Source organism: Shigella sp. SIG6 (genome assembly GCF_053555815.1).
Genome location: NZ_JBQZXC010000062.1, coordinates 1 through 20,463 on the forward strand (window position 1 = coordinate 1; position 20,463 = coordinate 20,463).

A 20,463-nucleotide genomic window follows, 5' to 3' on the forward strand; every position below is an offset into this window, starting at 1 on the left:
TACGCGTATCAACAAATGACCAGAATACCGATCTACAACGTAATGCGTTGAACTGTGCAGGATGCGAGCTGATTTTTGAAGACAAGATAAGTGGCACAAAGTCCGAAAGACCGGGGCTGAAAAAACTGCTCAGGACATTATCGGCAGGCGACACACTGGTTGTCTGGAAGCTGGATCGGCTGGGGCGCAGTATGCGGCATCTTGTCGTGCTGGTGGAGGAGTTGCGCGAACGAGGCATCAACTTTCGTAGTCTGACTGATTCAATTGATACCAGCACACCAATGGGACGCTTTTTCTTCCATGTGATGGGTGCCCTGGCTGAAATGGAACGTGAACTGATTGTTGAACGAACAAAAGCAGGACTGGAAGCTGCTCGCGCACAGGGACGAATTGGCGGTCGCCGTCCCAAACTTTCACCAGAATAATGGGCGCAGGCCGGGCGACTAATTGCATCAGGAGTTTCTCGCCAGAAGGTGGCGATCATCTATGATGTTGGCGAATCGACTTTGTATAAGAGGTTTCCAGCCAGGGTTATATAAAACTGCAGACACGGCATATACAAGAACGTGCTACGGTTGACTGAAAAGTTAATGTGGTATGTCACAGGCCTTTTGCGCCGTAAAGCCCCGTCCTTTAGGGCGCGGAGGACGTTAAAGAAAGTGGTGTTCTTTGTGTTGCTGAACTTATGCAAAATTTTTTTGCACCATAAATCCAACAACACATTCAATAACACATTGCTGTATCACTATGAAAATAAATGTGTTTTTATTTGATTTCACACATATCACAATTGATGCATTTTTTAGTGATTAACAGCGCCATAAGGAAACTCTCAAAACAACACAAACCGGGCGGGCATTATACGCGCATTCTTTACTCAGACCAGTTTTTTCACCAGCGCTTCACTATGACGAATACGTTCTGGTGCCAGTTCCAGATCCTGCTGAATCAGCGCAATGAACAGCAAATCCGTTAACATTCCCTGAGCGTGACAAGCAGAGATTGAAGCACTGTTTGTCGCTTGTTCTTCGGCAATGGTATACAGGCAATGAGAAGCACGCTGTTGCAGGGCATTCGGAGTAAAGCCGGTAATCGCCAGCACTTTTCCGCCCACTCGCAGCATCTCATCTGCCGCCAGGTTTAACTCGCGTCGTACACCGGTGTAGGAAATGGCTAATAACAGATCGTCAGGGGACGACGCCTGTACTGTTGCGAGTAGCGCATGCATATCGCGCAGTGCGGCAGCATTGAAGCCAATCTTCATCAGCTTCCAGGCAAAGTTTTGCGCCACCAGACCCGAAGCGCCAATACCGGTCAGAATTATCCGCCGCGCAGAGCGCAACATTGTTACGCATTCATGCAGTTTCTCTTCACTATTAACGTTTAGCGTTGCGTACATAGCGGCAGTATTTTCTTTAATCAGTTTTTCGCCGACCAGCCGTAACGGATCATCACCGCGGATTTGGTTATGAATGGGCACGGAGGGCGATTCCGGCTGGCTTGCCAGCGCTTCACTCAACGCCAACTTAAGCGCCGGAAAACCTTTATAGCCGAGTTTTTGCGCGAACTTCACGACGCTGGACTGACTGACTCCGGCTTCGTTGGCCAGTTGCTGAGAGCTTAAATGGCGCGCAGTATCAGGTTGTAGCAGCAGATAATCCGCCAGTTTTTTATCACTCTGGGCAAGCCCCTGGTAACGCTGACGGATACGAAGTAAGCCGTTCATATCTTTCCTCGCGATGAAATAGTGGCGACAACAGGCAATATGAGACACACGCGAGTGAATTTTATATTCCATTGCCGCTAATTGCCATGAATTAAAAATTCCAGTTAGCCATGATGCGGTCGATTGTTGCCGGAAAAGTGATGATCTATCTGTTAGGCTATGTAGTAGCGAAAATTAATCAGGATGTTTCAGTCCAGAGGAGTATGAGTTTGGCAACTCACGAGCGTCGTGTGGTGTTTTTTGACTTAGATGGAACATTGCATCAGCAGGATATGTTCGGCAGTTTTCTGCGCTATTTACTGCGTCGCCAACCGCTGAATGCGTTACTTGTCCTGCCGTTGTTACCGATTATAGCCATTGCGTTATTGATAAAAGGTCGTGCGGCACGCTGGCCGATGAGTCTGCTTCTGTGGGGGTGCACTTTTGGTCACAGCGAAGCACGTTTACAGACGGTGCAGGCCGATTTCGTGCGCTGGTTTCGCGACAATGTTACCGCCTTTCCGCTGGTTCAGGAGCGATTAACCACCTACCTGTTAAGTTCCGATGCTGATATCTGGTTGATTACCGGCTCTCCGCAGCCGCTGGTTGAAGCGGTTTATTTCGATACGCCCTGGCTGCCGCGGGTTAATCTTATCGCCAGCCAAATTCAGCGTGGCTATGGTGGTTGGGTATTGACGATGCGTTGTCTGGGACATGAAAAGGTCGCACAACTGGAGCGCAAAATCGGCACGCCGCTGCGGCTGTACAGTGGCTATAGCGACAGTAATCAGGACAATCCGCTGCTTTATTTCTGTCAGCATCGTTGGCGAGTAACCCCGCGCGGTGAACTCCAGCAACTGGAATAGAGTAAAGCATAGCGTCCGTGTATAATGCGTCGCGCTTTTATAACCGGAGTTTTCTTTTTGTCTGAAGTCGAATTTAGCCACGAATACTGGATGCGTCACGCGCTGACGCTGGCGAAACGTGCCTGGGATGAGCGGGAAGTGCCGGTCGGCGCGGTATTAGTGCATAACAATCGGGTAATCGGCGAAGGCTGGAACCGCCCGATTGGTCGCCATGATCCCACCGCACATGCAGAAATCATGGCCCTGCGGCAGGGTGGTCTGGTGATGCAAAATTATCGTCTGATCGACGCCACGCTGTATGTCACGCTTGAACCATGTGTAATGTGTGCCGGAGCGATGATCCACAGTCGCATTGGTCGCGTGGTCTTTGGTGCGCGTGACGCGAAAACTGGCGCTGCGGGATCTTTAATGGATGTGCTGCATCATCCGGGTATGAATCACCGAGTGGAAATTACGGAAGGAATACTGGCGGATGAGTGCGCGGCGTTGCTCAGTGACTTCTTTCGCATGCGCCGCCAGGAAATTAAAGCGCAGAAAAAAGCGCAATCCTCGACGGATTAATTTTGTTTCTCTTCACTCCCTTTCCTGGAAAACAGCAGAGAGGGAGAATGGGTCAAATAGTTTGATGACGACTGGGAAAGAAACGAGAGAAAAGGAAATTTCTCTTTGCCCAACTCCGTAGGCGATACCGCCGGATAATCCTGCGCCAGTTGCATCGCCGCTTCTGTAGCCTGCTTCTCTTTCTCTTGCAGATAACCCACCAGGCTAATCTGATACTTACGAATATTTTCGACATAAGCGTAGGCTTCATGCCCACGAGCGTAGCCGTAAGTCAGCTTGCTGTAATAGGGTTTCTGGCTAAGTAAAGGCAGACGCTGTTTTACGTCAGCCCAACTGTCAGGATTCCCTTTGGTTTTTGCCGTCAGGGCGCGGGCATCCAGCATATGCGCATAGCCCATATTGTACGCAGCGAGGGCAAACCAGATCCGTTCGTTCTCCGGCACACTTTCCGGCACTTTACTCATCATATCCTGCAAATAACGCACGCCACCGCTGATGCTCTGTTCGGCATCGGTACGATCCGTAATGCCGAGGCTTTGCGCGGTATTTTTGGTTAACATCATCATGCCGCGCACACCCGTCGGTGAAGTGGCCTGTGCATCCCAGTGCGATTCCTGATAAGCAATAGCGGCCAGCAAACGCCAGTCAATTTCTTCGGCGTATTTCTCAAACAGGGGCTTTAACTGCGGCAGTACCGCATCGACGGCGCGTAAAAATGTGCGCGTATCGACGTAATCAAAATCATCGCCATGCCCCAGGTATTTCTCTTCAATGCGTGCCAGTGTACCGTCTTCATTCATTTCGTTGAAGAAGTCGAGCAGGGCGGCGGAAAGGGTATTATCGCCATCTAACGGGCTAAACCAAGTCACCGGTTGTTCATCTGTGATATCGAGCGCTACGGCGAGCTCCGGGTGAACGCGCTGAAACAGGCTGATGGCGACAGAATCAGCAATGGTGTAATCGAGTTTTCCTTCGATGACATCTTCCATTAATTCCGCAGAGCCTTTTTTGTCGTCTACCTTCCAGCTTAATTCCGGGAATTTTGTTTCTTTCAGGGTCTGGAGATCGTTAACCACCACATGACCCGGTGCAACGGTGAGTTGCTCCGCCGTCAGGTTGCCCAGCGTACGTGGGCGATACTGACCCACTTTATAAACCAGTTGTTGTGACACGGAATAATAGGTAGGGCCAGGCTGATAATTTTTTACCCGCTCACTGTTATAGACCAGTCCTGCCGCCAGCAGGTCGGCGTTACCATTATCAAGGTCGTCAAACAGCTGGCTGATATTCTGCCGCACGGTCACTTTCAGTTTTACGCCGAGGTAATCGGCAAACTGTTTCGCCAGTTCGTAATCCAGGCCAAAAGGTTTCCCGTTGATTTCGTTATAAGTCAGGGGAGTATGAATGGTGCTCACACGCAACTCTCCCCGCGCTTGAATGGCGGCGATACGGTTGTCGGCTTTACCAAACCAGGGAATGGATGGCCAGAGAGCGACCGCGAGCAGCAGTGCCAGAATGCCGATGAACAGATAATTAATCTTTAATTTTTTCAATTAGTTAATTCTCTGTGTCGTGCGCGTCCCAGCTTGAAAAAACGTAATAATAGTGAAAGGTTTACTCATAAATGAGCGGCATTTTGCGTAAACCTGCGCCAGATGGCAACTTATTACAGCCATTGGCGGCACGCGTTGCTAATTCACGATGGTGATTTTATTTCCACGCAAACGGTTTCGTCAGTGCATCAGATTCTTTATAATGACGCCCGTTTCCCCCCCTTGGGTACACCGAAAGCTTAGAAGACGAGAGACTTATGATGGAAATTCTGCGTGGTTCGCCTGCACTGTCGGCATTCCGAATCAACAAACTGCTGGCACGTTTTCAGGCTGCCAGGCTCCCGGTTCACAATATTTACGCCGAGTATGTCCATTTTGCTGACCTCAATGCGCCGTTAAACGATGATGAGCACGCACAACTTGAACGCCTGCTGAAATATGGTCCGGCACTCGCCAGCCACGCCCCGCAAGGCAAACTCCTGCTGGTGACCCCGCGTCCTGGCACCATCTCTCCCTGGTCTTCGAAAGCGACCGATATTGCCCATAACTGCGGGCTACAACAGGTAAACCGCCTTGAGCGCGGCGTTGCTTACTATATAGAAGCCGGTACGCTGACCAATGAACAATGGCAGCAGGTTACCGCTGAACTGCACGACCGCATGATGGAAACGGTCTTTTTTGATTTAGATGATGCAGAGCAGTTGTTTGCCCACCATCAACCGACTCCGGTCACAAGCGTTGATTTGCTGGGGCAGGGCCGTCAGGCGCTGATCGACGCTAACCTGCGTCTTGGCCTGGCTCTGGCGGAAGATGAAATTGACTATCTGCAGGATGCTTTCACAAAGCTTGGTCGTAACCCGAACGACATCGAGCTGTATATGTTCGCTCAGGCGAACTCTGAGCACTGCCGCCACAAAATTTTTAACGCCGACTGGATTATCGACGGTGAACAACAGCCGAAATCGCTGTTCAGGATGATCAAAAATACTTTCGAAACCACGCCAGATCACGTTCTCTCTGCTTATAAAGATAACGCCGCCGTAATGGAAGGTTCTGAAGTGGGCCGCTACTTTGCTGACCACGAAACGGGCCGCTACAATTTCCATCTGGAACCGGCGCACATCCTGATGAAAGTCGAAACTCACAACCACCCGACGGCGATTTCTCCGTGGCCGGGCGCGGCGACCGGTTCCGGCGGTGAAATCCGCGATGAAGGTGCCACCGGGCGCGGCGCGAAGCCGAAAGCTGGTTTGGTTGGTTTCTCCGTATCCAACCTGCGAATTCCTGGCTTCGAACAGCCGTGGGAAGAAGATTTCGGTAAGCCTGAGCGCATTGTTACCGCGCTGGACATCATGACCGAAGGCCCGCTGGGCGGTGCGGCGTTTAACAACGAATTTGGTCGTCCGGCACTGAACGGCTACTTCCGTACTTATGAAGAAAAAGTGAGCAGCCACAATGGCGAAGAGCTGCGCGGTTATCACAAACCGATCATGCTGGCGGGCGGGATCGGCAACATTCGCGCCGATCACGTACAAAAAGGCGAGATCAACGTCGGTGCGAAGCTGGTCGTTCTCGGCGGCCCGGCAATGAACATCGGTCTTGGCGGCGGCGCGGCGTCTTCCATGGCGTCTGGTCAGTCTGATGCCGACCTCGACTTTGCTTCCGTACAGCGCGACAACCCGGAGATGGAGCGTCGTTGCCAGGAAGTGATCGACCGTTGCTGGCAGCTTGGTGATGCTAACCCAATTCTGTTTATCCACGACGTCGGTGCGGGCGGTCTTTCTAACGCGATGCCGGAGCTGGTGAGCGACGGCGGACGCGGCGGTAAATTTGAACTGCGCGATATTCTAAGCGACGAACCGGGCATGAGCCCGCTGGAAATCTGGTGTAACGAATCCCAGGAACGCTACGTGCTGGCGGTTGCTGCCGATCAATTACCGCTGTTTGACGAACTGTGTAAGCGTGAGCGCGCACCCTACGCGGTGATTGGTGAAGCGACCGAAGAACTGCATCTTTCTCTGCACGATCGTCATTTTGATAATCAGCCGATCGATCTGCCGCTGGACGTCCTGCTTGGTAAAACGCCGAAGATGACCCGCGATGTACAAACGCTGAAAGCGAAGGGCGATGCGCTGGTCCGTGAAGGGATCACCATTGCAGACGCGGTGAAACGCGTACTGCATCTGCCGACCGTGGCGGAGAAAACTTTCCTGGTGACCATCGGTGACCGCAGCGTAACCGGCATGGTGGCGCGCGATCAGATGGTGGGGCCGTGGCAGGTGCCGGTCGCTAACTGCGCGGTCACTACCGCCAGCCTCGACAGCTACTACGGTGAAGCGATGGCGATTGGCGAGCGTGCGCCGGTTGCGCTGCTGGATTTCGCTGCCTCTGCCCGTCTGGCGGTCGGTGAAGCGTTAACCAATATTGCCGCAACACAGATTGGCGATATCAAACGCATTAAACTTTCCGCCAACTGGATGGCGGCGGCAGGCCACCCTGGTGAAGATGCGGGCCTGTATGAAGCCGTTAAAGCCGTGGGTGAAGAACTTTGTCCGGCGCTGGGCCTGACGATCCCGGTGGGTAAAGACTCTATGTCGATGAAAACCCGCTGGCAGGAAGGTAACGAAGAGCGCGAAATGACGTCGCCGCTGTCGCTGGTGATTTCTGCATTTGCCCGCGTGGAAGATGTACGTCACACCATCACGCCGCAGCTTTGTACCGAAGATAACGCACTGCTGCTGATTGATTTGGGCAAAGGCAATAACGCGCTGGGCGCAACGGCGCTGGCGCAGGTTTATCGTCAGCTTGGCGACAAACCGGCAGATGTACGCGATGTTGCCCAACTGAAAGGCTTCTATGACGCGATTCAGGCGCTGGTTGCACAGCGTAAGCTGCTGGCGTATCACGACCGCTCTGATGGCGGCCTGCTGGTAACGCTGGCGGAAATGGCCTTTGCAGGTCATTGTGGCATTGACGCGGATATCGCCTCTCTGGGTGACGATCGCCTGGCGGCGTTGTTTAACGAAGAACTGGGTGCGGTGATTCAGGTTCGTGCCGCTGACCGTGAAGCGGTCGAGTCCGTACTGGCACAGCATGGGCTTGCGGATTGCGTCCATTATGTTGGGCAGGCGGTTTCCGGTGACCGTTTTGTGATTACCGCCAACGGGCAGACTGTATTCAGCGAAAGCCGCACTACGTTGCGTGTCTGGTGGGCAGAAACTACCTGGCAGATGCAGCGCCTGCGTGACAACCCGGAGTGTGCCGATCAGGAGCATCAGGCGAAATCTAACGACGCCGATCCGGGCCTGAATGTAAAACTGTCGTTCGATATCAACGAAGATGTGGCAGCACCGTATATTGCCACTGGCGCACGTCCGAAAGTTGCCGTACTGCGTGAGCAGGGCGTGAACTCGCATGTTGAAATGGCGGCAGCTTTCCAACGTGGGGGCTTTGATGCTATCGACGTGCATATGAGCGACCTGCTGACTGGACGTACGGGACTGGAGGATTTTCACGCCCTGGTCGCGTGCGGAGGTTTCTCCTACGGTGATGTGCTGGGTGCCGGTGAAGGTTGGGCGAAGTCTATCCTGTTCAATGACCGTGTACGCGATGAGTTTGCAACCTTCTTCCATCGTCCGCAAACGCTGGCCCTGGGGGTATGTAACGGTTGCCAGATGATGTCTAACCTGCGTGAACTGATCCCGGGGAGCGAGTTGTGGCCACGTTTTGTGCGTAACACCTCCGATCGCTTTGAAGCGCGTTTCAGCCTGGTTGAAGTAACCCAAAGCCCGTCTCTGCTGTTGCAGGGGATGGTGGGCTCGCAAATGCCGATTGCTGTCTCTCATGGTGAAGGGCGCGTGGAAGTGCGTGATGCGGCGCATCTGGCGGCACTGGAAAGCAAAGGGCTGGTGGCACTGCGCTATGTCGATAACTTCGGCAAAGTCACTGAAACCTACCCGGCTAACCCGAACGGTTCACCGAACGGTATTACGGCGGTTACGACTGAAAGTGGTCGAGTCACCATTATGATGCCGCACCCGGAACGTGTTTTCCGTACTGTCAGCAACTCCTGGCATCCGGAAAACTGGGGCGAGGATGGCCCATGGATGCGCATTTTCCGCAATGCGCGTAAGCAGTTGGGGTAAGTCATCAGTTCATTGGTTTTGCAGCCCGGATGCGGCATTTACGCCGCATCCAGCATTAAGCACCAACCACTATCATAAGCTCCCAACTCCGGGAGCTTTTTTGTGTCTGTAAATCACGACAATGGGTGGTTTACCGTGTCGCTTTCTGGCGACACTTAAATGATTGATTTTATTGTAATCTAATAAGTTTATCTTAAGTTGTCTCTTTTTAGCGACACATTGGCTGATTTACATTCAAATAGCGAAGAAGCCATAAATCCCTCAAAGCAACGTATAATCAGTACGTTACCAAACTATTTTCTTTATTGGCACAGTTACTGCATAATAGTAAGCAGTGGCTCATTCACCGACTTATGTCAGCCCCTTCGGGACGTGCTACATAAAATTCGAATGACGCACAACAAGGTGCCTGCCGTCCAACTTCTGATATCAGCGTAGCTATATCAACCATCGGGCGAAACGTCGAGTTAGGCACCGCCTTATTCCATAACAAAGCCGGGTAATTCCCGGCTTTGTTGTATCTGAACTTCCCCTCGGTTAGCATCAGGCTATTCGCGTCTGACGAGAGTAACACCTTGAAACGCTGGCCCGTTTTTCCCCGCTCATTACGACAACTGGTAATGCTGGCATTTTTGCTAATTCTACTACCCCTGTTGGTGCTGGCATGGCAAGCCTGGCAAAGCCTGAATGCGCTTAGCGATCAGGCGGCGCTGGTTAACCGCACTACGCTTATTGATGCCCGGCGTAGTGAAGCGATGACCAACGCGGCGCTGGAGATGGAGCGTAGCTACCGTCAGTATTGCGTGCTGGACGACCCTACGCTTGCGAAGGTTTATCAAAGCCAGCGCAAGCGTTACAGCGAAATGCTCGATGCCCACGCAGGCGTACTGCCAGACGATAAACTTTACCAGGCATTGCGTCAGGATTTGAACAATCTGGCCCAACTTCAGTGTAACAACAGTGGTCCCGATGCTGCCGCCGCCGCGCGTCTTGAAGCCTTTGCCAGTGCCAATACCGAAATGGTGCAGGCCACGCGCACAGTGGTGTTCTCTCGTGGGCAGCAACTTCAGCGTGAAATCGCCGAACGTGGGCAATATTTTGGTTGGCAATCGCTGGTGCTATTTCTGGTGAGTCTGGTGATGGTGCTACTTTTCACGCGGATGATTATCGGGCCGGTGAAAAATATCGAGCGCATGATCAACCGTCTGGGGGAAGGGCGTTCTCTGGGCAATAGCGTTTCGTTCTGTGGACCGAGCGAGTTACGCTCGGTTGGGCAACGTATTCTTTGGTTAAGTGAGCGCCTGTCATGGCTGGAATCCCAACGCCATCAATTTTTAAGACATTTATCTCATGAATTAAAAACGCCACTGGCGAGTATGCGCGAGGGCACTGAATTACTGGCTGATCAGGTTGTCGGGCCGCTTACGCCAGAGCAAAAAGAGGTGGTGAGCATTCTTGATAGCAGCAGCCGCAATTTGCAAAAACTGATCGAACAACTGCTTGATTACAACCGTAAACAGGCGGACAGTGCGGTGGAACTGGAGAATGTTGAATTAGCACCGCTGGTGGAGACAGTGGTTTCTGCTCATAGCCTGCCCGCACGGGCTAAAATGATGCATACCGACGTCGATCTCAAAGCAACAGCTTGCCTGGCGGAGCCAATGCTGCTGATGAGCGTACTGGATAATCTTTACTCCAATGCGGTGCACTACGGGGCTGAATCCGGTAACATTTGCCTTCGCAGCAGTTTACATGGTGCGCGGGTTTATATTGATGTCATCAATACAGGCACGCCCATTCCGCAAGAGGAACGCGCCATGATCTTCGAACCCTTTTTTCAGGGAAGCCACCAGCGAAAAGGGGCGGTGAAGGGCAGCGGTCTGGGATTAAGCATTGCCAGGGATTGTATTCGCCGTATGCAAGGGGAACTGTATCTGGTCGACGAGAGCGGGCAAGACGTTTGTTTCCGCATTGAATTACCGTCGTCGAAAAACACGAAATAATGCTAACAGCCTATCCTATCAGGCTATTTTATTTGTCAGTTCGGCCCCGGGTAGTGCTCGAAATCTTCACGTACGATATGTACGCCCCGGTTTCTCCGCGCTGTCCATGTCCAGACTGTCTGCAACAATTACGCCCACTGGGATAGGCTTTAAGTCTGGTGAATATGCGACACATTTTTCAACGATTATTGCCCCGACGGCTGTGGCTGGCAGGGCTGCCATGTCTGGCATTGCTGGGTTGCGTGCAGAATCACAATAAGCCAGCCATTGATACGCCAGCAGAAGAAAAAATTCCGGTTTATCAACTGGCTGACTATCTTTCTACTGAATGTAGCGACATCTGGGCGCTGCAAGGTAAATCAACCGAAACCAATCCGCTTTACTGGCTGCGGGCGATGGATTGTGCTGATCGTTTAATGCCTGCGCAGTCGCGTCAGCAAGCTCGCCAATATGACGACGGCAGCTGGCAAAATACCTTTAAACAAGGGATTTTGCTCGCCGACGCCAAAATTACGCCGTATGAGCGCCGCCAGCTGGTCGCGCGTATTGAAGCGTTAAGTACCGAGATCCCGGCACAGGTTCGCCCACTGTATCAACTCTGGCGCGACGGTCAGGCGCTGCAACTGCAACTGGCGGAAGAGCGCCAACGTTACAGTAAACTCCAGCAGTCCAGCGACAGCGAGCTGGATACATTGCGCCAGCAACATCACGTTCTACAGCAGCAACTGGAACTCACCACCCGCAAGCTGGAAAACCTGACCGATATTGAACGCCAGCTCTCGACCCGCAAACCGGCTGGAAATTTCTCGCCGGATACGCCGCACGAGAGTGAAAAGCCCGCGCCATCCACCCATGAGGTCACTCCTGATGAGCCATAAACCTGCGCATTTATTATTGGTCGATGACGATCCGGGATTGCTGAAACTGCTTGGCCTGCGCCTGACCAGCGAAGGCTACAGTGTGGTCACGGCGGAAAGTGGCGCTGAAGGATTACGGGTACTGAATCGCGAAAAAGTAGATTTAGTTATCAGCGACCTGCGGATGGATGAAATGGACGGTATGCAGCTATTTGCTGAAATCCAGAAAGTGCAGCCGGGAATGCCAGTAATTATTCTTACTGCGCATGGTTCTATCCCCGATGCCGTTGCTGCAACACAGCAGGGCGTTTTTAGTTTCCTCACCAAGCCTGTCGATAAAGATGCGCTATATCAGGCAATTGACGATGCGCTGGAGCAATCCGCGCCAGCCACCGATGAACGCTGGCGCGAGGCAATTGTCACCCGCAGCCCGCTGATGCTGCGTTTGCTGGAACAGGCGCGGCTGGTGGCGCAATCAGACGTCAGCGTTTTGATTAACGGTCAGAGCGGCACCGGGAAAGAGATTTTCGCCCAGGCTATCCACAACGCCAGCACGCGCAACAGCAAACCATTTATTGCTATTAACTGTGGCGCATTGCCCGAGCAATTGCTGGAGTCGGAGCTGTTTGGTCATGCGCGTGGCGCGTTTACTGGCGCTGTCAGCAATCGCGAAGGTTTATTCCAGGCGGCGGAAGGCGGAACGCTATTTCTCGATGAAATTGGCGATATGCCTGCGCCGTTACAGGTCAAACTGCTGCGCGTGTTGCAGGAGCGTAAAGTGCGCCCGCTGGGCAGTAACCGCGATATTGATATCAATGTGCGGATTATTTCTGCCACTCACCGTGATCTGTCAAAAGCGATGGCGCGCGGGGAATTCCGCGAAGATCTCTATTACCGCCTCAACGTTGTCAGCCTGAAAATTCCGGCACTGGCGGAGCGCACAGAAGACATTCCGCTACTGGCAAATCACCTGTTGCGCCAGGCGGCAGAGCGACATAAACCGTTTGTCCGCGCGTTCTCTACCGATGCGATGAAACGCCTGATGACCGCGAGCTGGCCGGGTAATGTGCGCCAGTTGGTCAACGTGATTGAACAGTGCGTGGCGCTGACCTCATCTCCGGTGATTAGTGATGCGCTGGTGGAGCAGGCGCTGGAGGGTGAAAATACGGCGCTGCCAACCTTTGTTGAGGCACGTAATCATTTTGAACTCAACTATTTGCGTAAGCTGCTGCAAATCACCAAAGGCAACGTCACCCACGCGGCGAGAATGGCGGGGCGCAACCGGACAGAATTTTATAAACTGCTTTCCCGACACGAGCTGGATGCAAACGATTTCAAGGAATGAATTGGCGTTATGTGTTACGTTTAGCAGATCAAAAGACAGGCAACCTTTTCAAGGAATAGCATGAAAAAGATTGATGCGATTATAAAACCCTTCAAGCTGGACGATGTCCGCGAAGCACTGGCCGAAGTCGGTATTACCGGCATGACGGTGACCGAAGTGAAAGGCTTTGGTCGCCAGAAAGGCCATACCGAGCTGTACCGCGGCGCGGAGTATATGGTGGATTTTCTGCCGAAAGTGAAAATTGAGATTGTCGTACCGGACGACATTGTCGATACCTGTGTCGATACCATTATTCGCACGGCGCAAACCGGCAAAATCGGTGACGGTAAAATCTTCGTCTTTGACGTGGCTCGGGTCATTCGCATCCGTACCGGTGAAGAGGACGACGCGGCAATTTAAACCGCGTCAAGGGTTGCCGGATGTTTCCATCCGGCAACATCAAATTACAGCACCTTATGCGGGCCAAAGCATTCGTAATGAATGTTTTCCTGCTTCACGCCCAGATCCACTAACTGTTTCGCGGTAAACTGCATGAAGCCAACCGGGCCGCAGAGATAGAACTGCATTGTCGGATCGCTGAACGCACCTTCCAGTTTGCTCAAATCCATCAGACCTTCGCTATCAAACTGACCTTTAGCGCGATCGGCTTCGCTCGGCTGACGATACCAGGTGTGCGCGGTAAAGCGCGGCAGTGACTGCCCCAGTTCCTTAACTTCATCAGCAAAGGCGTGAACTTCGCCATTTTCTGCCGCATGGAACCAGTTCACTTGTGCTGTGTGGCCTGCTTTTGCCAGCGTGTCGAGCATTGCCAGCATTGGCGTTTGACCAACACCGGTAGAGATTAACGTCACTGGTGTGTCATCTGCGACAGCCATAAAGAAATCACCTGCCGGAGCGACCAGTTTCACGACATCGCCAACATTGGCGTGATTGTGCAACCAGTTGGATACCAGCCCACCCTCTTCGCGTTTCACCGCGATACGATAGCCTTTGCCATCCGGTTTGCGAGTCAAAGAGTACTGACGAATTTCCTGATGCGGGAAACCTTCCGGCTTCAGCCAGACGCCGAGATATTGCCCCGGACGGTATTCTGCCACTGCGCCACCGTCGACCGGCTCCAGTTCGAAGCTGGTGATAAGCGCGCTGCGCGGTGTTTTAGCCACAATGCGGAAATCGCGAGTACCTTCCCAACCACCGGCTTTGCTGGCGTTTTCGTTATAGATTTCCGCCTCGCGATTGATAAATACATTAGCCAGTACACCATAGGCTTTACCCCACGCGTCCAGCACTTCCTGCCCCGGGCTGAACATTTCGTCCAGCGTTGCCAACAGGTGTTCACCGACGATGTTGTACTGTTCCGGTTTGATCTGGAAGCTGGTGTGCTTCTGCGCGATTTTTTCTACTGCTGGCAGCAGCGCAGGCAGGTTTTCAATATTACTGGCGTAGGCGGCAATAGCGTTAAACAGGGCTTCACGTTGATCGCCATTACGCTGGTTACTCATGTTAAAAATTTCTTTGAGTTCTGGGTTATGAGTAAACATACGGTCGTAGAAATGGGCGGTTAACTTTGGCCCCGTTTCCACCAGTAAAGGGATGGTGGCTTTTACTGTAGCGATGGTTTGAGCGTCAAGCATATGGTCTTCCTTTTTTGCATCTTAATTGATGTATCTCAAATGCATCTTATAAAAAATAGCCCTGCAATGTAAATGGTTCTTTGGTGTTTTTCAGAAAGAATGTGATGAAGTGAAAAATTTGCATCACAAACCTGAAAAGAAATCCGTTTCCGGTTGCAAGCTCTTTATTCTCCAAAGCCTTGCGTAGCCTGAAGGTAATCGTTTGCGTAAATTCCTTTGTCAAGACCTGTTATCGCACAATGATTCGGTTATACTGTTCGCCGTTGTCCAACAGGACCGCCTATAAAGGCCAAAAATTTTATTGTTAGCTGAGTCAGGAGATGCGGATGTTAAAGCGTGAAATGAACATTGCCGATTATGATGCCGAACTGTGGCAGGCTATGGAGCAGGAAAAAGTACGTCAGGAAGAGCACATCGAACTGATCGCCTCCGAAAACTACACCAGCCCGCGCGTAATGCAGGCGCAGGGTTCTCAGCTGACCAACAAATATGCTGAAGGTTATCCGGGCAAACGCTACTACGGCGGTTGCGAGTATGTTGATATCGTTGAACAACTGGCGATCGATCGTGCGAAAGAACTGTTCGGCGCTGACTACGCTAACGTCCAGCCGCACTCCGGCTCCCAGGCTAACTTTGCGGTCTACACCGCGCTGCTGGAACCAGGTGATACCGTTCTGGGTATGAACCTGGCGCATGGCGGTCACCTGACTCACGGTTCTCCGGTTAACTTCTCCGGTAAACTGTACAACATCGTTCCTTACGGTATCGATGCTACCGGTCATATCGATTACGCCGATCTGGAAAAACAAGCCAAAGAACACAAGCCGAAAATGATTATCGGTGGTTTCTCTGCATATTCCGGCGTGGTTGACTGGGCGAAAATGCGTGAAATCGCTGACAGCATCGGTGCTTATCTGTTCGTTGATATGGCGCACGTTGCGGGCCTGGTTGCTGCTGGCGTCTACCCGAACCCGGTTCCTCATGCTCACGTTGTTACTACCACCACTCACAAAACCCTGGCGGGTCCGCGCGGCGGCCTGATCCTGGCGAAAGGTGGTAGCGAAGAGCTGTACAAAAAACTGAACTCTGCCGTTTTCCCTGGTGGTCAGGGCGGTCCGTTGATGCACGTAATCGCCGGTAAAGCGGTTGCTCTGAAAGAAGCGATGGAGCCTGAGTTCAAAACTTACCAGCAGCAGGTCGCGAAAAACGCTAAAGCGATGGTAGAAGTGTTCCTCGAGCGCGGCTACAAAGTGGTTTCCGGCGGCACTGATAACCACCTGTTCCTGGTTGATCTGGTTGATAAAAACCTGACCGGTAAAGAAGCAGACGCCGCTCTGGGCCGTGCTAACATCACCGTCAACAAAAACAGCGTACCGAACGATCCGAAGAGCCCGTTTGTGACCTCCGGTATTCGTGTAGGTACTCCGGCGATTACCCGTCGCGGCTTTAAAGAAGCCGAAGCGAAAGAACTGGCTGGCTGGATGTGTGACGTGCTGGACAGCATCAATGATGAAGCAGTTATCGAGCGCATCAAAGGTAAAGTTCTCGACATCTGCGCACGTTACCCGGTTTACGCATAAGCGAAACGGTGATTTGCTGACAATGTGCTCGTTGTTCATGTTGGATGCGGCATGAACACCTTCTCAGGCCTACAAAATCTTGCAAATTCAATATATTGCAATCTCCGTGTAGGCCTGATAAGCGTAGCGCATCAGGCAATTTTTCGTTTATGATCATCAAGGCTTCCTTCGGGAAGCCTTTCTACGTTATCGCGCCATCAAATCTGTCGTAACTGCGCCTCAACATACAAATAGCCAATTCCCAGCACCTGTTGTGCGCGGCTTAATTGCCCGAAGCCAATTTGCGTCGCTTTCACGCTCGGTCCTTCGTCGCGGTCGAACGGGTTAAATCCTGTCTGGCGAATAATAGTATTAAGCCAGTTCTCACCAAAGGCACAACTGCGACCGTACAACCAAATCTGATTAATATTGAGGATGTTGAGGAAGTTATACAGACTCAAACCAATGGCATTGGCAGAGCGATCAACCCAGCTGGTGATCCACGGTTCTCCACTCTGCCAGGCAGCGATTAACTGCGCGGTTGTCAGTTTTTCAGGATCAAGCTGAGTATTAACCGGTTGTGATTTTAGCCATACCCGCGCCTGTTTTTTTAATGCACTTAACGAGGCGACGGTTTCCAGGCAGCCGTAACGTCCACAGTCGCAGACGACGCCATCCGGATTAACGATGGTGTGACCAATCTGTCCGCTACCATACAAACTGCCGCGATAAATTTGCTCGTTAATCACGAACGACGAGCCAATGCCGTAATCAACGTTGATCACGCAGAAATCCCGTTCCTGCGAATTATTTTGCCATTTCTCCGCCAGCGCCAGCATCACGCAGTCATTATCGACCAGCACCCGAATGCCCAGCTTCTCTTCCAGCAGATACTTCACCTCAACTGGCGTTGTCCACGGCGCTTGCGGCATGGTTTGCGATACGCCGGTCACCGGATCAACCTGCCCGTGGATTGCCAGCGCCAGATTGATGGTGCGGTCCGGCCACAATTTACGGTGGCGATGCCAGCATTTTTCGATTTCGGACAGCAGCGCCTGCGGCGTCGGTACATCAATCTGTAAATACTCAAATTCGCCTTTCGGACTTAAACAAGCATTAGCAACCTGACACTCAATACTGGTGGGCGTCACGTTCAGGCACAGCGTCCAGTCACCTTCCGGCGCAATCAGCCATGTACCGCTACTATGCCCGCGCGTCTGGCTTTCATCGTCAATATTCACCACCCGTTTTTCGCTTTCCAGTTCCTGCAAAATATTACTGACTGCCGGAATCGAAATTTGCGCCAGCCGGGCCAGCGTTGATTTATTGGCGCGCTTTTGCCGGTACAGCAGTTCCAGAATCACGCATTTGTTATGGTGGCGAATCTGTTGATTGTTAATGCAGGCTCTCATCTTCACTAAACCTTGTTTAGTTAATTGCGTGATTATTCCGCGAAAACATTGCCAGATTGTTCAATACACTGCCACAAATCTTTTAATTCAGTATGTCTTGTTAATATTGAGGGCACCATGACTCCAGTAAAAGTGTGGCAAGAGCGCGTTGAGATCCCGACCTATGAAACCGGGCCGCAGGATATACATCCCATGTTCCTGGAAAATCGCGTTTATCAGGGATCGTCCGGCGCGGTTTATCCCTACGGCGTGACCGATACGCTGAGCGAGCAGAAAACCCTGAAATCCTAGCAGGCGGTGTGGCTGGAAAACGACTACATCAAAGTGATGATCCTGCCGGAACTGGGCGGTCGGGTGCATCGCGCATGGGATAAAGTGAAACAGCGCGATTTTGTCTATCACAATGAAGTCATTAAACCTGCGCTGGTGGGGCTGCTGGGACCGTGGATCTCCGGCGGGATTGAGTTTAACTGGCCGCAACACCATCGCCCGACCACCTTTATGCCCGTTGATTTCACCCTCGAAGCCCATGAAGACGGTGCACAGACGGTGTGGGTCGGCGAAACGGAGCCGATGCATGGTTTACAGGTGATGACAGGTTTCACCCTGCGCCCTGACCGGGCGGCACTGGAAATCGCCAGCCGCGTCTATAACGGCAACGCCACGCCGCGTCATTTCTTGTGGTGGGCCAACCCGGCAGTGAAAGGGGGTGAAGGGCATCAGAGCGTTTTCCCACCGGATGTGACTGCGGTGTTTGATCACGGCAAACGGGCCGTCTCCGCTTTCCCCATCGCCACCGGCACTTACTACAAAGTGGACTACTCCGCCGGAGTGGACATTTCTCGCTATAAAAATGTGCCTGTTCCAACCTCATATATGGCCGAAAAATCGCAGTACGATTTTGTCGGCGCGTGGTGTCACGATGAAGATGGCGGTTTGCTGCACGTTGCCAACCACCATATTGCGCCAGGTAAAAAACAGTGGAGTTGGGGACACAGTGAATTTGGCCAGGCGTGGGATAAGAGTCTGACCGACAATAACGGCCCGTATATCGAACTGATGACCGGTATTTTTGCCGATAACCAGCCTGATTTTACCTGGCTTGATGCTTACGAAGAGAAGCGTTTCGAGCAGTATTTCCTGCCTTATCATTCTCTGGGCATGGTGCAAAATGCCTCCCGCGATGCGGTGATAAAACTCCAGCGTAGTGAGCGGGGGATTGAGTGGGGGCTGTATGCCATCTCTCCGTTGAACGGATACCGTCTGGCGATCCGCGAAATCGGCAAATGCAACGCGTTGCTCGATGATGCCGTGGCCCTGACACCAGCGACCGCCATCCAGGGCGTGTTGCACGGTATCAATCCTGACAGACTGACCATTGAACTCTCCGATGCCGACGGCAATATTGTACTGAGTTATCAGGAACATCAGCCGCAGGAGTTGCCGTTGCCGGACGTCGCCAAAGCGCCACTGGCAGCACAAGACATTACCAGTACAGATGAAGCCTGGTTTATCGGTCAGCATCTGGAGCAATATCATCACGCCAGCCGTTCACCGTTCGATTACTACCTGCGCGGCGTGGCGCTGGACCCGCTGGATTATCGCTGTAACCTGGCGCTGGCGATGCTGGAATATAACCGCGCAGATTTCCCGCAAGCGGTGGCGTATGCCAGTCAGGCGCTGAAACGCGCACATGCGCTGAACAAAAACCCGCAGTGTGGACAAGCAAGTTTGATTCGCGCCAGTGCTTACGAACGTCAGGGACAATATCAACAAGCCGAAGAGGATTTCTGGCGTGCGGTCTGGAGCGGCAATAGTAAAGCAGGCGGCTATTATGGTCTGGCACGACTGGCGGCGCGTAATGATAACTTCGACGCGGGTCTGGATTTTTGCCAACAAAGTCTTCGTGCCTGCCCAACCAATCAGGAAGTGCTTTGCTTGCATAATCTGCTGCTGGTGTTAAGTGGTCGTCAGGACAACGCGCGTTTGCAGCGCGAGAAACTGCTGCGTGATTATCCGCTGAACGCCACTCTGTGGTGGCTGAACTGGTTCGATGGTCGTAGCGAATCAGCCCTCGCGCAGTGGCGCGGTCTGTGTCAGGGACGCGACGTTAACGCTCTGATGACCGCCGGGCAACTGATTAACTGGGGAATGCCCACCCTGGCGGCAGAGATGCTGAACGCACTGGACTGCCAGCGCACGCTGCCGCTTTACCTGCAAGCCAGCTTGCTGCCGAAAGCCGAACGTGGCGAACTGGTCGCAAAAGCCATTGATGTCTTCCCGCAGTTTGTCCGTTTCCCGAATACGCTGGAAGAAGTGGCGGCGCTGGAGAGTATTGAAGAGTGCTGGTTTGCTCGCCATTTACTGGCCTGCTTCTACTACAACAAACGTAGCTACAACAAAGCCATTGCCTTATGGCAACGTTGCGTAGAGATGTCGCCGGAGTTTGCCGACGGCTGGCGCGGGTTAGCGATCCATGCGTGGAATAAGAAACACGATTATGAGCTGGCCGCGCGTTATCTTGATAATGCTTATCAGCTTGCGCCGCAGGATGCACGTCTGCTTTTCGAACGGGATTTGCTGGATAAGTTAAGTGGAGCCACACCGGAGAAACGACTGGCGCGTCTGGAAAATAATCTGGAAATTGCGCTGAAACGCGACGACATGACCGCAGAACTGCTCAATTTGTGGCATCTCACGGGTCAGGCAGACAAAGCGGCGGACATTCTCGCCACGCGTAAATTCCACCCGTGGGAAGGCGGGGAAGGGAAGGTCACCAGTCAGTTTATCCTCAACCAGTTATTACGCGCCTGGCAGCATCTT

At 52.5% G+C, this 20,463-nt stretch carries 12 protein-coding genes and 2 pseudogenes; 10 read left to right on the top strand and 4 right to left on the bottom strand.

The window, feature by feature from the left end:
* Nucleotides 1-539 (top strand): annotated as a pseudogene (gene pinE / locus ACUU1M_RS11795) (site-specific DNA recombinase); the annotation flags it as partial.
* Between the two features lie 338 nt (nt 540-877).
* Here the strand turns inward: pinE and ACUU1M_RS11800 are convergent.
* Entirely contained in the window at nt 878-1,726 is an 849-nt protein-coding gene (locus ACUU1M_RS11800; protein WP_001013778.1) for a MurR/RpiR family transcriptional regulator, read from the bottom strand.
* A gap of 209 nt (nt 1,727-1,935) precedes the next feature.
* Between ACUU1M_RS11800 and yfhb the strand changes: the two genes are divergently transcribed.
* Together yfhb and tadA are read left to right on the top strand one after the other, a co-directional pair.
* Entirely contained in the window at nt 1,936-2,571 is a 636-nt protein-coding gene (yfhb, locus tag ACUU1M_RS11805) for a phosphatidylglycerophosphatase C (RefSeq protein ID WP_005076349.1), read from the top strand.
* 57 nt (nt 2,572-2,628) lie between these two features.
* Entirely contained in the window at nt 2,629-3,132 is a 504-nt protein-coding gene (gene tadA, locus ACUU1M_RS11810) for a tRNA adenosine(34) deaminase TadA (protein ID WP_001297409.1), read from the top strand.
* Here the strand turns inward: tadA and mltF are convergent.
* Complete coding sequence (gene mltF / locus ACUU1M_RS11815) at nt 3,129-4,685, bottom strand: membrane-bound lytic murein transglycosylase MltF (protein ID WP_000734212.1); 1,557 nt, start codon at nt 4,683-4,685, stop codon at nt 3,129-3,131. The genes tadA and mltF overlap by 4 nt on opposite strands.
* Before the next feature lie 257 nt (nt 4,686-4,942).
* Between mltF and purL the strand changes: the two genes are divergently transcribed.
* The 5 genes from purL to glnB all read left to right on the top strand — a co-directional run bounded on the left by purL (nt 4,943) and on the right by glnB (nt 13,434).
* A complete protein-coding gene (purL, locus tag ACUU1M_RS11820) occupies nt 4,943-8,830 on the top strand; it encodes a phosphoribosylformylglycinamidine synthase (protein ID WP_000970140.1) in 3,888 nt (1,295 codons plus the stop codon).
* Between the two features lie 575 nt (nt 8,831-9,405).
* Nucleotides 9,406-10,833 carry a two component system sensor histidine kinase QseE/GlrK gene (qseE, locus tag ACUU1M_RS11825; RefSeq protein ID WP_005076342.1) on the top strand — a complete coding sequence of 476 codons (1,428 nt, stop codon included), beginning with the start codon at nt 9,406-9,408 and terminating at the stop codon, nt 10,831-10,833.
* Nucleotides 10,834-10,997: 164 nt separating this feature from the next.
* Nucleotides 10,998-11,711: a two-component system QseEF-associated lipoprotein QseG gene (qseG, locus tag ACUU1M_RS11830; protein ID WP_001215861.1), complete on the top strand. Its 714-nt coding sequence runs from the start codon at nt 10,998-11,000 to the stop codon at nt 11,709-11,711.
* Nucleotides 11,701-13,035, top strand: a complete 1,335-nt coding sequence (gene glrR, locus ACUU1M_RS11835) for a two-component system response regulator GlrR (protein WP_152028955.1) — start codon at nt 11,701-11,703, stop codon at nt 13,033-13,035. The genes qseG and glrR overlap by 11 nt, the downstream gene beginning before the upstream one ends.
* A 60-nt stretch (nt 13,036-13,095) precedes the next feature.
* On the top strand, nt 13,096-13,434 hold the full coding sequence (gene glnB / locus ACUU1M_RS11840; RefSeq protein WP_000717694.1) for a nitrogen regulatory protein P-II: 339 nt from the start codon (nt 13,096-13,098) through the stop codon (nt 13,432-13,434).
* A 44-nt stretch (nt 13,435-13,478) separates the two neighbouring features.
* On the opposite strand, the gene hmpA is transcribed toward glnB, so the two are convergent.
* Complete coding sequence (hmpA, locus tag ACUU1M_RS11845) at nt 13,479-14,669, bottom strand: NO-inducible flavohemoprotein (RefSeq protein WP_000883107.1); 1,191 nt, start codon at nt 14,667-14,669, stop codon at nt 13,479-13,481.
* Nucleotides 14,670-14,995: 326 nt separating this feature from the next.
* On the opposite strand from hmpA, the gene glyA reads away from it, so the two are divergent.
* Nucleotides 14,996-16,249: a serine hydroxymethyltransferase gene (gene glyA / locus ACUU1M_RS11850; protein ID WP_000919159.1), complete on the top strand. Its 1,254-nt coding sequence runs from the start codon at nt 14,996-14,998 to the stop codon at nt 16,247-16,249.
* 197 nt (nt 16,250-16,446) lie between these two features.
* Here the strand turns inward: glyA and ACUU1M_RS11855 are convergent, their stop codons facing one another.
* A complete protein-coding gene (locus ACUU1M_RS11855) occupies nt 16,447-17,640 on the bottom strand; it encodes an ROK family protein (RefSeq protein ID WP_005080317.1) in 1,194 nt (397 codons plus the stop codon).
* 117 nt (nt 17,641-17,757) lie between these two features.
* Between ACUU1M_RS11855 and ACUU1M_RS11860 the strand changes: the two are divergent.
* Nucleotides 17,758-20,463, top strand: a pseudogene (locus ACUU1M_RS11860) (DUF5107 domain-containing protein); the annotation flags it as partial.